The organism is Pseudomonas sp. LBUM1671, assembly GCF_059695685.1.
Window position 1 is genome coordinate 5,413,334 of record NZ_CP166782.1, and the last position, 12,496, is coordinate 5,425,829.

Here is a 12,496-nt window from a genome sequence, read left to right on the forward strand (position 1 = left end):
GACCTCCTCTGAAACGGCGCAGGAATCGGCCCTGCGCCGTTGTCGTGTGCGCTAGTGATAACCGTCTTCGTGGGTCACCTTGCCGCGGAACACGTAGTAGCTCCAGAAGGTATAACCCAGGATGAACGGGATGATAAACAGCGTACCGACCAGCATGAAGCCCTGGCTTTGCGGCGGTGCAGCGGCGTCCCAGATCGAGATCGACGGCGGCACGATGTTGGGCCACAGGCTGATGCCCAGACCGCTGTAGCCAAGGAAGATCAGCACAAGGGTCAGCAGGAACGGCGTGTAATTCGCATTGCGGGCCACCGCGCGAATCAGACCGTACATGGTCACCAACACCAGAATCGGCACCGGCAGGAACCAGAAAAGATTCGGCAGCGTGAACCAGCGAGCGGCGATTTCAGCGTGAGTCAGCGGGGTCCAGATACTGACGATACCGATCACCGCCAACACCACGAATGCCAATGGCCGTGCCAGATCGTGCATCTGCTCCTGCAACTTGCCTTCGGTCTTCATAATCAGCCAGGTGCAACCCAGCAGCGCATAAGCCACCACCAACGCGAGGCCGCAGAACAGGGTGAACGGTGTCAGCCAGTCCAGTGAACCACCGGCAAACTGGCGATTGACCACCGGCAGCCCATCGATGAATGCGCCCAGCGCCACCCCCTGAAAGAAGGTTGCAGCAATCGATCCACCGATAAACGCCTTGTCCCACAGGTGACGCTTGTCGTCCTTGGCCTTGAAGCGGAACTCGAAGGCCACGCCACGGAAAATCAGCCCGATCAGCATGAAAATCAGCGGCAGGTACAGCGCCGAGAGCACCACCGAATAGGCCAGCGGGAACGCGCCGAACAAGGCCGCGCCGCCCAGTACCAGCCAGGTTTCGTTGCCGTCCCAGACGGGAGCGACGGTGTTCATCATCACGTCACGGTCGGTCTTGCCCGGGATGAACGGGAAGAGAATCCCGATCCCCAGGTCGAAGCCATCCATGACCACGTACATCATGATGCCGAAGATGATGATCACGGCCCAGATCAGCGGAAGATCAATACCCATGACTCAAATCTCCTTGGTCAGGCTGGGGCTGCTATCAGCGTCGGCGTCATCGTCGGCGGCGGACAGCGGACGAGCCGGCGTGCGTTTCTTGCCTGGACCACCTTCGGGCGTTTCCTTGCCTTCGTCGATCTTCGGCCCTTTGCGCACCAGGCGCATCATGTAGCCCAGACCGGCACCGAACAGCGCGAAATACACCACCACGAACAGGATCAGCGTGATGCTCATCTGCAAGAAGCTGTGATTGGAGGACGCATCTGCCGTGCGCATCAGGCCGTAGACCACCCACGGCTGACGGCCGATTTCAGTGGTGAACCAACCGGCGAGGATCGCGATCAGGCCGGATGGCCCCATCCACAACGCCAGATAGAGGAACGGTCGCGAGGTGTACAGCTTGTCGCTCTTGCGCAGCCACAGGCTCCACAGTCCGGTGAAGATCATCAGCATGCCCAGCCCCACCATGATCCGGAACGACCAGAACACGATAGTCGAATTCGGCCGGTCTTCAGGCGGGAAGTCCTTGAGCGCCGGCACTTGCTTGTCCAGGGAGTGCGTGAGGATCAGGCTGCCAAGGTACGGAATTTCCACCGCGAATTTGGTCCGTTCTTCTTTCATGTCCGGCCAACCGAACAGGATCAGCGGGGTTGGCTCATCGCCATGATTTTCCCAGTGACCTTCGATCGCGGCGATTTTTGCCGGCTGGTGCTTGAGTGTGTTGAGCCCGTGGAAGTCACCGATGACGGCCTGGATCGGCGCCACGATCAAGGCCATCCACATCGCCATCGAGAGCATGGTGCGGATCGCCGGATTGTCCTTGCCGCGCAGCAAATGCCAGGCCGCCGAGGAGCCGACGAAGAAAGCGGTGGCGACGAACGCGGCCGTGGCCATGTGCATCAGGCGGTAGGGGAATGACGGGTTGAAGATCACGGCGAACCAGTCGGTGGGAATGACCTGGCCATTGATGATTTCGAAACCTTGCGGGGTCTGCATCCAGCTGTTTGAAGCAAGAATCCAGAAGGTCGAGATCAGCGTGCCGATGGCGACCATAACCGTGGCGAAGAAGTGCAGGTTGCGCCCGACCTTGTTCCAGCCGAACAGCATGACGCCAAGGAAACCGGCCTCAAGGAAGAACGCTGTCAGTACCTCGTACGTCAGCAACGGCCCTGTCACGGAACCGGCGAAATCCGAGAAGCGGCTCCAGTTGGTGCCGAACTGATAGGCCATGACCAACCCGGACACCACGCCCATGCCGAAGTTGACGGCAAAGATCTTCGACCAGAAATGGTAAAGATCGCGGTAAGTGTCGTTGTTCGTCTTCAACCACAGACCTTCGAGCACCGCCAGGTAACTCGCCAGGCCAATGGTGATGGCCGGGAACAGGATGTGGAATGAGATGGTGAACGCGAACTGAATTCGGGCGAGATCAAGCGCCTCCAAACCGAACATAAGTCTTCCTCTGTCAGGTAATACCGGCTGAAGGCTTGCGGCCTGCACCCACTGCCCCCACGGATATGGAGTGTGGCGAATTAGCATTCGTTCTTTTTTTACAAACATCACAACGTAGGGAGTCTGGCCATCTGGCCGCCGGATCATTTCCACAAGGGTCTTGATCTGGATCAAGCAATGGTTGAAAGAGTAGTCCGATTTTTGACGATGGACGGTGTGGTCTTTTGACGCGTGACAGGTTGCCTCATCTCTGTGCTCATGAACTGAAACACATTCCCTGTGGGAGCGGGCTTGCTCGCGAAAGCGATCTGTCTGGCACCTTTATGGTGAATGTGTCGACGCCTTCGCGAGCAAGCCCGCTCCCACAGGGGATTTCTGTGTTTTTGGAGATCGGTGTCTAGCTAACTAAATTTAACCATCCTGCAACTTCTGGTTACAGGATGGTGATAATCTCGACCCTCCCCTCGCTCAAGAACCGCCCTCAGATGCCCAGCCACGCGCCCTTGCTGCTACGTCATCACCGCCCTTTTATCGCGTTCTGGCTGGCTCGGGTGTTTACCGCCAGTGGTTTTCAGATGCTCACCGTGGCTATCGGCTGGAATCTGTATCAACTGACCGGCAATGTGCTGGACCTGGGCTTGGTGGGGCTGGTGGAATTTGCCCCGCGGGTGCTGTTCATGCTGCATACCGGACATGTCGCGGACCGCTATGACCGGCGCAAGGTTGCGGCGATCTGTCAGTCCCTGCAGGCGTTGATCGCTCTTTCACTGGCCATTGGCAGCGCGACCGACCATGTCACCCGGGAAATGATCTTCATCCTCGCGTTCCTGCTGGGTGCTGCGCGCTCTTTCGAGATGCCGACCACCCAGGCCTTGCTACCGAGCATCGTGCCCAGCGCGCTGTTTCCCCGCGCAGTCGCCGCCGCGCAGTCGGCCCAGCAATCGGCCACCATCGTCGCCCCGGCCCTGGGCGGTTTGCTCTATGCCTTCGGTAGTGTCTGGGTGTATGGCCCGACGGTGATCCTCTACATCATTGCCTGCCTGTTGATGCTCAATCTGCCCGCCCGACAAACGCCGCTGAACAAGGGCAAAGCGACCCTGGACTCGTTGCTCGCGGGCATCCGCTTCATTCGCAGCCGCCCGGACATTCTCGGGGCGATCTCCCTGGATCTGTTCGCGGTATTGCTCGGCGGTGCGACAGCGTTGCTGCCGGTGTTCGCCAAGGACATCCTGTTGACCGGCCCATGGGGCTTGGGCCTGTTGCGTTCCGCCCCGGCAGTCGGTGCGCTGTTGATGTCGCTGTACCTGGCGCGATTTGCCGTGGAGCGCAAAGTCGGGCGGGTGATGTTCACCGCCGTCGGTGTGTTCGGCGTCGCGACCATCGCGTTTGGCCTCTCGACTTCGTTCTGGTTTTCCCTGGCCGTGCTGGTGGTGTTGGGCGCGGCGGACATGATCAGCATGGTGATCCGCGCCTCCTTCGTGCAATTGGAAACCCCGGACGAAATGCGCGGCAGGGTCAGCGCCGTCAACGGTCTGTTTATCGGCGCGTCGAACCAGCTGGGCGAGTTTGAATCCGGCCTCACCGCCCATTGGTTCGGCACCGTGCCGGCGGTGGTCATGGGCGGTATTGGCACATTGGTGGTGACCGGGGCGTGGATCAAACTGTTCCCGACCCTGGCCAACCGCGACCGCATGCATGTACCGGTGGAAGAAGTGAAGGTCTGAGTCCTTCTAAACAACCAACTCCCCCGCCACGGCAGCTCGCGTGGCTTTACCGCAGAGTTGCTCCACCAGCGTCAGGGCAAACTGCAGGGCCGCACCCGATCCCTGCGCGGTGATGCAGTTGCCGTCGACCACCACGGGCTGGTCAATAAAATTACAACCCGACAGTTGATGGCTGGCCGATGGCAGGCAGGTCATGCGCCGCTGTCGCAAGACGCCGAAGGCTTGCAAGGCCAGCGCGGGGGATTCACCGATGCCGGCGAACAGACGCCCGGCGGCGGCCTGGTCCTTGATCAACTGTTGCAGGGGCTGATGCGCGGCGAGGTGCTGTGAACCCACCTCTCCTCCAGGCAATACGAGAAGGTCGAACGGCTGAGCCAGCAAATCCACCAGCATCGCATCGGCGGTCAGGCGGGTACCGCGAGCACAAGTGATCATGCGTCGCCCCTCAATGCTTGCCACCACCACTTCAACCTTGGCGCGGCGCAGTACATCGATCAGGGTGACGGTTTGCAGGTCGTCGATGCCCTCGGCGAGGGTAATCAAAGCTCTAAAGGTCATGGGCGCGGTCCACAGAATGATCTTTAAAGCGTAGTCAGCTTTCCTGGCCCTTGTTCGAGCGCTGCCGTTACTTGATGTAAAGCTGTGTCGACATCGTGTTGCGGGGCGCGTTGATGGAGGTGTTGCTGAAGGTAAAGATGCCGTCCTGCTTGCCTGCAAGATTGAAGATATACAGATTGCCGACGGTTTTTTCTCCGGGCGCGCACTCCTTCAGGTTGCCGGTTTGATAGGCACACACCGACGTCCGGTTGCCGTCCACTTCAAAACCATCCAGCGCAACGTGCGGACTAAGGCTACCGTAGCCAATCTCCAGAACGTAGACCTTGATGCTTGGACCACTGTGGTCGCAGCTCGTCTGCTCCTGTTTCTCGACAATATTTTCAAGACCACAGCCCTGCGATTCGACCTTGATCACTTTCACCTGAGTCAACGCAGACGCCATCGCCGCCGAGGCCGTTTGCGCCCCCAGCCACAACGCCATCGCGACGCCAATCACCGCAACCCCACACTTTTTAATGCAATACATATCGCCCCCCAGAACCAGCGCGCAGTATGGCGCACTTCGCTTTAGCGCAAAACATCGGCGACGATCGCAGCCATAAGCAGCCACAGCCCCACGCTGCTGGTATGATGCGCGGCTTTTTCCGACCCGCAGAAAATTACCAGGCGCCTTCAACGGTCTGTGCTTTGCTGTTGAGGTCGATACATTCACGGCGCCGGGCGCGCCACGGGGAGCAGACATGCTGGAAAGGCTGTTTCAACTCAAGGCACACAACACCAACGTGCGGACCGAGATTCTGGCGGGCGTCACGACCTTCTTGGCCATGGCCTACATTCTGTTCGTCAACCCGAGCATCCTCGGCGAGACCGGCATGGACAAGGGCGCGGTGTTTGTCGCGACCTGTCTGGCAGCCGCCATCGGCTCGACGACCATGGGCCTGATCGCCAACTACCCGATCGCGCTTGCGCCGGGCATGGGCCTGAACGCCTTCTTCACCTACACCGTGGTCCTGCACATGGGCCACACCTGGCAAGTGGCGCTGGGGGCGGTGTTCATCTCGGCGGTGCTGTTTTTCCTGCTGTCGATCTTCCGCATCCGCGAATGGATCATCAACAGCATCCCGCTGCCGCTGCGCTCGGCCATCGCGGCCGGTATCGGCCTGTTCCTGGCACTGATCGCCCTGCATAACGCCGGCATCGTGGTCAGCAACCCGGCGACCATGGTCGGCCTCGGTGACCTCAAGCAGCCGGCACCGATTCTCGCGACCCTCGGTTTTGCCCTGATCGTCGCCCTCGAAGCGCTGGCCATACGCGGTGCGGTGCTGATCGGCATTCTGGTCGTGACTATCGCGTCCATCGCATTGGGCTTCACGCCGTTTGGCGGCGTGATGTCGATGCCACCGTCCTTGGCGCCGACCTTCCTGCAACTGGACATCAAGGGTGCGCTGGACATCGGTCTGGTCAGCGTGATTTTCGCTTTCCTGTTCGTCGACCTGTTCGACAACTCCGGCACACTGATCGGCGTCGCCAAGCGTGCCGGCCTGATGGGCAAGGACGGCCACATGCCGAAAATGGGCCGCGCCCTGATCGCCGACAGTACCGCGGCCATGGCCGGTTCATTGCTCGGTACATCGACCACCACCAGCTACATCGAATCCGCCGCCGGCGTGAGTGCCGGTGGCCGCACCGGCCTGACCGCCGTCGTGGTGGCGATTCTGTTCCTGCTGGCGCTGTTCTTCTCGCCATTGGCCGCCAGCGTTCCGGCATTCGCCACCGCCCCGGCGCTGCTGTTCGTCGCGGTGTTGATGACATCCGGCCTGGCCGAAATAGACTGGGACGACATCACCGTTGCCGCACCGGTCGTGGTCACTACGCTGGCCATGCCATTCACGTATTCCATCGCCAACGGCATCGCCTTCGGTTTCATCTCCTGGACCGCGATCAAGTTGCTGTCCGGCCGCGGCCGTGAACTGAACCCGGCGCTGGTGATTCTTTCGATTCTGTTCGTGATCAAGTTGGGTTGGTTCAACGCATGACTTTTGATTCCCAGGCTTACGCCGTCCAGCTCGAAGAAAAGGTCACGCGCCTGCGCGACCTGCTGGCCCCGTTCGATGCACCGGAACCTGCGGTGTTTGACTCGCCGCTGAAAAATTTCCGCCTGCGTGCCGAGTTCCGCCTGTGGCGCGAAGGCGGCGATCGGCATTACGCGATGTTTTCCCAGGAAGACAAACGCACGCCGATCCTGATCGAAGAGTTCCCGATCGCCAGCCTGCGCATCAATGAATTAATGCCGCAGCTCAAGGCGGCGTGGAAGGCCAGTGCGGCGCTGAGCCACAAGCTGTTTCAGGTGGAGTTCCTCACCACCCTGGCCGGCGATGCGATGATCACGCTCTGCTATCACCGCCCGCTGGACGAACACTGGCACGCGGCGGCGACAAAACTGGCCGCCGACCTGAACGTCAGTGTTATCGGTCGCTCGAAAGGCAAACGCGAAGTGATTGGCCAGGATTACGTGGTCGAGAAACTGGACGTCGGTGGTCGCACGTTCAGCTATCGCCAGCCTGAAGGCGCCTTCACCCAGCCCAACGGCACCGTGAACCAGAAGATGCTCAACTGGGCTTACGACGCCCTCGGCGATCGCCCGGACGACTTGCTGGAGCTGTATTGCGGCAATGGCAACTTCACCCTGCCGCTGGCGACCCGCGTACGCAAAGTGCTCGCCACCGAAATCAGCAAGACGTCGGTCAACGCCGCACTGAGCAACCTCAGCGAAAACGCTGTGGATAACGTCACCCTGGTGCGTTTATCCGCGGAAGAGCTGACCGAAGCCTTGAACGAAGTTCGTCCGTTCCGTCGCCTGCACGGCATCGACCTGAAGAGCTACGAGTTCGGTAGCGTCTTCGTCGATCCGCCTCGCGCCGGCATGGACCCGGACACCTGCGAGCTGACCCGGCGCTTCGACAACATCCTCTACATCTCCTGCAACCCGGAAACCCTGGCAGCCAACATCGCCCAGTTGCACGACACCCATCGCATCACCCAGTGCGCGATGTTCGACCAGTTTCCGTGGACACATCACATGGAATCCGGGGTGTTGCTGACGCGTCGTTAATTGCAGCCCTCCCCTACAAAACAGCCGTCTGTACGACGGCTTTTTTGTGGGTGCTCATTCGGTGACCTCTGCCTTGCGCGGACGCCCGCCTTTACGGCCATTAGCCCGCGCAGCCTCGGCTTTGGCGGCGCTGCTTTGGCGACCATTGCGCGAGGCGATGACCGAGGCTGCCATGTCCATCAAAGGCTTGCTCGCCGAAATCATCCCGGCGATGGACACGTGCAGATCCTTGCCAACATGGCACAGGGCGGTTCCGGAAAAGCCGACTTTCAGATCTACGAAATCCTCGATGTCGAAATCATCAAATTCCGGGTAGTGCTGCACAGGCAGCAGCACGCCACTGCCATCAGTAAAGCTGACCGCCAGACAAGGTTCCATAAACCTCACCGAAATCGCCTGCAATCCGCTTTTTTGGCGCACTTGCCCGCGCTGGATGGCTTCATCCAGCACTGCCTCGGTGACGGGCCGATCGGCCAGCATTCCTGCCTGTATCGTTTTCATAGTTGGATCTCCACCCCCTCCGGAACACCGATCAGCGCCAGCAGGGTCTTGTTCGTCTCGGGTTCATAGCAAGCCGAGCCAATCATCCAGGTCGTACTCGCAATCCTTTTTACCACCACGACTTCGCTGGTCTGCCAGTCCCATTTCTGATGATCGAGACAGACCGTTTGTAGCTTGTCCCACCAGATGGCCCGGGCGCGTCGCAGGTGGGCGGGCTGTCCAAGTGCGTGCCGCAACCCTTCCAGCACTGCCACAGGTGGCCGGTTTGAATGAGGAACCACATCCCACAGCTCGACACTGTTGTGCCAAAAGCAGAATTTGAAGCGTGCACTCCAGCTTCCGGCGTCTACATGCGCGTGCGGCGGACAGTGTTCATCGCGCAGCATGATCACCATTGAAAATCCTTTGTAGCTGAATAATCGCATGCTAACCCATCCGTTAGGTTAATGAGTCCACAGACTCGACACTCCCTGGAAAATCCGACAATTGGCTCTGCGCCAAATTGCCTTTATGCCTCTGAGACTAGCGCCAAGCCTCGTCTTGAGCCGGTGGATAACTGCGCAAAATAGTAAGCAATCCTTTCCTCGTGCCCACAAAAAAGCCGTCACGAGAACGGCTTTCCTGGCTTGGCACACAATCATCCCGGCTGGTTTTTTCGATACTCGGTGGTGGTGATGCCCGCGTACCCCCAGTTATCAGTATCGACTTCCTCGATCACGATGTGAGTCAGCTCCGGTGGCTTGCCGAGGACGCGTTTCAGGGTGTCGGTGATTTCGGCGATGACCTGGGCTTTCTGCTCCCGGGTGACGCCGTCACGGGTGATGCGTACGCTGACGAAAGGCATGATGCTGCTCCTGTCCGGTTATCAAATGAGACGCCGGTCAAGTAAAGCACCGCTTCGTCGATTTCATCTACAGTGGCGCAGTCCCTCATTTGATCCGTGGTGTCATCAATCATGCAGCGAGTATTCGACGATCTTCAGCTGGGCAGCATCGAACTGTTTTGCCTCGCGGCCGAGGCCGGCAGCTTTACAGCGGCCGCGTTGGTGGCCGGCGTAACACCGGCCGCCGTGAGTCGGTCGGTGTCGCGCATGGAAGAACGTCTGGGCGTGCGACTGTTTGCGCGCACCACCCGCAGCGTCAAGCTGACCGACAGTGGTCGCCGCTATTACGAGGAGTGCCGTCAGGCATTGGCACAACTGGTCGAGGCTCAGCGCGAGGTCATGGGCCAGCAGCAGCAACCGTCCGGCACACTGCGTATCAGTATTCCCACGACGTATGCGCACCACCGGATCTTGCCGTTGTTGCCGGCATTTCGGGCGCGGTTTCCAGATGTGAAAGTCGAGTCGCACATCAGCAATCGCAACATCGATTTCGTCGGCGAAGGCTATGACATGGCGATCCGCGTGCGGGCGATTCCGGATTCCGGTCTCATTGCCCGGCACCTTGAGGACGCCGAGCTGGTGATGATTGCCAGTCCCGAGTACCTGAAGCGCGCAGGTGTCCCGCAAAGCCTGGACGATCTTGCGCAGCACGAATGCATTCAATACGAACTGCCCAGCAGCGGTCGGCGAATTGCGTGGCTGTTCAACGACAACGGCGCACCGCAGGAGATTCTTGCCGAGGGCAGCTTCAGCTGTTCTGACGATGTGCTCGGCGGCGTGACCTTGGCCAAAAACGGGGCGGGGCTGTTTCAAACCTACCGCTTCATCGTCGAAAACGAGCTGGCCAATGGTTCGTTGGTCGAAGTGCTCAAACCTTATGGCGGACGCTCCCGGCCGTTTACCCTGCTCTATCCACAGAGTCGCCATATGCCGCTGAGACTGCGGGCATTCATCGATTTTCTGGTTGAACATTTGCCGCGTTAAAACATTGAGACTGTCCGATCACCGCACACAAAACCTGAATGAAAGCGCTCTTCAATTGACCGAACTAACCAGCTAGTACAATTTATCTCCACAGGCTGAATACCCCAGCCCATTCCAAAAATAATAAGTGGAGAGACTTCGATGTCCCCTATCGTTCTGGTGCTCAACGGCCCGAATCTGAACCTGCTCGGCACTCGCGAACCGGCGACGTACGGCCACGAAACCCTGGCCGACATTTCGGCGCTGTGCGGACGCGCCGCCGAAGAGTTCGGCCTGGCCGTGGAGTTTCGCCAGACCAATCACGAAGGCGAATTGCTCGACTGGATTCACACAGCCCGCGGCCGTTGCGCCGGGATCGTGATCAACCCGGCGGCCTGGACACACACGTCAGTGGCGATCCGCGATGCCTTGATCGCCAGCGAATTGCCGGTGGTCGAAGTCCACTTGTCCAACGTCCACGCCCGCGAGCCCTTCCGGCATCACTCCTTCGTTTCAGCCATTGCCACTGCGGTGATGGCCGGTTTCGGCAGCCACGGTTATCGCCTGGCGCTGGATTATTTCAGCCAACGTTTGAAGGGGTGAACGCCGTGACTCAGAACAACGCGGTATTGGCCGGGCTGATCGGCGCCGGCATCCAGGCTTCCCGTACCCCGGCGCTGCACGAGCATGAAGGTAATGCCCAGGGTTTGCGTTATCTCTATCGCTTGATCGACCTCGATCAGCTGAAACTCGATAGCAGCGCCCTGCCCGACCTGCTGATGGCCGCCGAGCGAATGAACTTCACCGGTTTGAACATCACCTTCCCGTGCAAGCAAGCGATCATCCCGCTGCTCGACGAATTGTCGCCGGAAGCTCGTGGCATCGGGGCAGTGAACACCGTTGTGTTGAAGGACGGTAAACGCATCGGCCACAACACCGATTGTTTGGGATTTGCCGAGGGTTTTCGCCGTGGATTGAAGGACGTTGCCCGCGAGCGTGTGGTCCAGATGGGCGCTGGCGGCGCAGGTGCGGCGGTGGCCCACGCGCTGCTGAGCGAAGGCGTACAGCTGCTGAGTATTTTTGATGTGGAGATCAGCCGCGCTCAAGCCTTGGCGGACAACCTCAATCAACACTTCGGCGCTGGTCGGGCCGTGGCGGGGCATGATTTGCCGAGCACGTTGGGCCAGGCGAATGGGTTAGTGAACACCACGCCCATGGGCATGAAAAAACTGCCGGGCATGCCGGTGCCGGTGGAGTTGCTTCGGGCTGAATTGTGGGTGGCGGAGATTGTTTATTTTCCGCTGGAAACCGAGTTGCTACGCAACGCCCGCGCCTTGGGTTGTCGTACGCTGGATGGCGGCAACATGGCGGTGTTTCAGGCGGTGAAGGCGTTTGAATTGTTCAGTGGCGTGGTGCCGGATGCGCAGCGGATGTTGGCGCATTTTCAGAGCATGAATGGCTAAGGTAGAAAGTATGAGGGCTGCGTCGCAGCCCAACGGGGCGATCCCCCTCGCCACAGGTCAGGCCTGCAGGTATCGCAAGACCGACTCGCAGATCATCTCCCGATGCCGCTGCTTGATGCTTTCGTCCGGCAAGTCGATCTGAAAGATCTCACCGAAGGTGTGGCGGTTCGACACGCGATAAAAACAGAATGAGCTGATCAGCAAATGCACATCCAGGGGCTCAAGCCCTGAACGGAACACGCCCTCTTCGGCCCCGCGACGCAAAATCACGCCCAGTGAGTCAAGGATGGTGTTGTTCATCGCCTTGATCGCGTCGGAGCGCTTCACGTATTCAGCGTTGTGAATGTTCTCGATGCTGACGATGCGCACGAAATCGACATTGCGATCATGGTGATCGAAGGTGAACTCCACCAACCGCCGGATCGCCTCCACCGGGGCCAGTTCGGCCAGGTGCAGGTGGTTTTCCGTATTGCGGATATCGCCGTAGAGTTTCTCCAGCACCTCGACGTAGAGCTGCTCCTTACTGCCGAAGTAGTAATAGATCATGCGTTTGGAGGTGTGGATGCGCTCGGCGATCGCGTCGACGCGAGCACCGGAAAGCCCTTGCTGGACGAACTCGACAATCGCCTCTTGAAGAATGTTCTCGCGGGTCTTTTCCGGGTTGTTCTTGCGACTCTTGCGCGGCTCGGCAATGGGTTCGGCGGGCGCTGCGGAGAGTTCTGAAGTTATCGTCATTGCGGGCTCACGGCCATCACTGCACAGGCTGGCGATTATGGGCCGCGCCGCACAG

At 59.5% G+C, this 12,496-nt stretch carries 14 protein-coding genes; 6 read left to right on the forward strand and 8 right to left on the reverse strand.

What is annotated here, in order from left to right; translation table 11 throughout:
- Window positions 1-51: 51 nt before the first annotated feature.
- A complete protein-coding gene (cydB, locus tag ACA060_RS25035) occupies window positions 52-1,059 on the reverse strand; it encodes a cytochrome d ubiquinol oxidase subunit II (RefSeq protein ID WP_109635019.1) in 1,008 nt (335 codons plus the stop codon).
- A 3-nt stretch (window positions 1,060-1,062) separates the two neighbouring features.
- Window positions 1,063-2,502, reverse strand: a complete 1,440-nt coding sequence (locus ACA060_RS25040; RefSeq protein ID WP_109635020.1) for a cytochrome ubiquinol oxidase subunit I — start codon at window positions 2,500-2,502, stop codon at window positions 1,063-1,065.
- 485 nt (window positions 2,503-2,987) lie between these two features.
- Between ACA060_RS25040 and ACA060_RS25045 the strand changes: the two genes are divergently transcribed.
- Window positions 2,988-4,226, forward strand: coding sequence for an MFS transporter (locus tag ACA060_RS25045; RefSeq protein ID WP_497313837.1), 1,239 nt, complete (start codon window positions 2,988-2,990; stop codon window positions 4,224-4,226).
- Window positions 4,227-4,232: 6 nt separating this feature from the next.
- On the opposite strand, the gene ACA060_RS25050 is transcribed toward ACA060_RS25045, so the two are convergent.
- The gene (locus ACA060_RS25050) at window positions 4,233-4,784 is read right to left on the reverse strand and encodes a DJ-1 family glyoxalase III (RefSeq protein ID WP_497313839.1); all 552 of its coding nucleotides are present in this window, start codon (window positions 4,782-4,784) and stop codon (window positions 4,233-4,235) included.
- A 67-nt stretch (window positions 4,785-4,851) separates the two neighbouring features.
- A complete protein-coding gene (locus ACA060_RS25055) occupies window positions 4,852-5,310 on the reverse strand; it encodes a DUF4879 domain-containing protein (RefSeq protein WP_109635030.1) in 459 nt (152 codons plus the stop codon).
- Window positions 5,311-5,524: 214 nt separating this feature from the next.
- Between ACA060_RS25055 and ACA060_RS25060 the strand changes: the two genes are divergently transcribed.
- The gene (locus ACA060_RS25060; protein ID WP_109635031.1) at window positions 5,525-6,820 is read left to right on the forward strand and encodes an NCS2 family permease; all 1,296 of its coding nucleotides are present in this window, start codon (window positions 5,525-5,527) and stop codon (window positions 6,818-6,820) included.
- Entirely contained in the window at window positions 6,817-7,896 is a 1,080-nt protein-coding gene (gene trmA, locus ACA060_RS25065) for a tRNA (uridine(54)-C5)-methyltransferase TrmA (protein ID WP_109635033.1), read from the forward strand. Before ACA060_RS25060 ends, trmA begins: the two co-directional genes overlap by 4 nt.
- Before the next feature lie 54 nt (window positions 7,897-7,950).
- On the opposite strand, the gene ACA060_RS25070 is transcribed toward trmA, so the two are convergent.
- The 3 genes from ACA060_RS25070 to ACA060_RS25080 all read right to left on the reverse strand — a co-directional run bounded on the left by ACA060_RS25070 (window position 7,951) and on the right by ACA060_RS25080 (window position 9,241).
- Complete coding sequence (locus tag ACA060_RS25070; RefSeq protein ID WP_497313842.1) at window positions 7,951-8,397, reverse strand: DUF2442 domain-containing protein; 447 nt, start codon at window positions 8,395-8,397, stop codon at window positions 7,951-7,953.
- Entirely contained in the window at window positions 8,394-8,822 is a 429-nt protein-coding gene (locus tag ACA060_RS25075; protein WP_094470524.1) for a DUF4160 domain-containing protein, read from the reverse strand. The genes ACA060_RS25070 and ACA060_RS25075 overlap by 4 nt, the downstream gene beginning before the upstream one ends.
- Window positions 8,823-9,034: 212 nt before the next feature.
- On the reverse strand, window positions 9,035-9,241 hold the full coding sequence (locus ACA060_RS25080) for a tautomerase family protein (RefSeq protein ID WP_059402046.1): 207 nt from the start codon (window positions 9,239-9,241) through the stop codon (window positions 9,035-9,037).
- Between the two features lie 111 nt (window positions 9,242-9,352).
- On the opposite strand from ACA060_RS25080, the gene ACA060_RS25085 reads away from it, so the two are divergent.
- From ACA060_RS25085 to ACA060_RS25095, 3 genes are all read left to right on the forward strand, one after another.
- The gene (locus tag ACA060_RS25085; RefSeq protein WP_497313844.1) at window positions 9,353-10,264 is read left to right on the forward strand and encodes a LysR family transcriptional regulator; all 912 of its coding nucleotides are present in this window, start codon (window positions 9,353-9,355) and stop codon (window positions 10,262-10,264) included.
- A 141-nt stretch (window positions 10,265-10,405) separates the two neighbouring features.
- A complete protein-coding gene (gene aroQ, locus ACA060_RS25090) occupies window positions 10,406-10,846 on the forward strand; it encodes a type II 3-dehydroquinate dehydratase (RefSeq protein WP_109635040.1) in 441 nt (146 codons plus the stop codon).
- A 5-nt stretch (window positions 10,847-10,851) separates the two neighbouring features.
- Window positions 10,852-11,706 carry a shikimate dehydrogenase gene (locus ACA060_RS25095; protein WP_497313846.1) on the forward strand — a complete coding sequence of 285 codons (855 nt, stop codon included), beginning with the start codon at window positions 10,852-10,854 and terminating at the stop codon, window positions 11,704-11,706.
- Between the two features lie 57 nt (window positions 11,707-11,763).
- Here ACA060_RS25095 and ACA060_RS25100 read toward each other — a convergent pair whose 3' ends face one another.
- Window positions 11,764-12,441 (reverse strand): TetR/AcrR family transcriptional regulator, encoded by a 678-nt coding sequence (locus ACA060_RS25100; RefSeq protein WP_109635041.1) that lies wholly within the window; start codon window positions 12,439-12,441, stop codon window positions 11,764-11,766.
- Between the last annotated feature and the right edge of the window lie 55 nt (window positions 12,442-12,496).

Bases quoted from the DNA above. Each gene is read 5' to 3' on its own strand.
- cydB (WP_109635019.1), bottom strand. From the start codon at position 1,059: ATGGGTATTGATCTTCCGCTGATCTGGGCCGTGATCATCATCTTCGGC.
- ACA060_RS25040 (WP_109635020.1), bottom strand. From the start codon at position 2,502: ATGTTCGGTTTGGAGGCGCTTGATCTCGCCCGAATTCAGTTCGCGTTC.
- ACA060_RS25045 (WP_497313837.1), top strand. From the start codon at position 2,988: ATGCCCAGCCACGCGCCCTTGCTGCTACGTCATCACCGCCCTTTTATC.
- ACA060_RS25050 (WP_497313839.1), bottom strand. From the start codon at position 4,784: ATGACCTTTAGAGCTTTGATTACCCTCGCCGAGGGCATCGACGACCTG.
- ACA060_RS25055 (WP_109635030.1), bottom strand. From the start codon at position 5,310: ATGTATTGCATTAAAAAGTGTGGGGTTGCGGTGATTGGCGTCGCGATG.
- ACA060_RS25060 (WP_109635031.1), top strand. From the start codon at position 5,525: ATGCTGGAAAGGCTGTTTCAACTCAAGGCACACAACACCAACGTGCGG.
- trmA (WP_109635033.1), top strand. From the start codon at position 6,817: ATGACTTTTGATTCCCAGGCTTACGCCGTCCAGCTCGAAGAAAAGGTC.
- ACA060_RS25070 (WP_497313842.1), bottom strand. From the start codon at position 8,397: ATGAAAACGATACAGGCAGGAATGCTGGCCGATCGGCCCGTCACCGAG.
- ACA060_RS25075 (WP_094470524.1), bottom strand. From the start codon at position 8,822: ATGCGATTATTCAGCTACAAAGGATTTTCAATGGTGATCATGCTGCGC.
- ACA060_RS25080 (WP_059402046.1), bottom strand. From the start codon at position 9,241: ATGCCTTTCGTCAGCGTACGCATCACCCGTGACGGCGTCACCCGGGAG.
- ACA060_RS25085 (WP_497313844.1), top strand. From the start codon at position 9,353: ATGCAGCGAGTATTCGACGATCTTCAGCTGGGCAGCATCGAACTGTTT.
- aroQ (WP_109635040.1), top strand. From the start codon at position 10,406: ATGTCCCCTATCGTTCTGGTGCTCAACGGCCCGAATCTGAACCTGCTC.
- ACA060_RS25100 (WP_109635041.1), bottom strand. From the start codon at position 12,441: ATGACGATAACTTCAGAACTCTCCGCAGCGCCCGCCGAACCCATTGCC.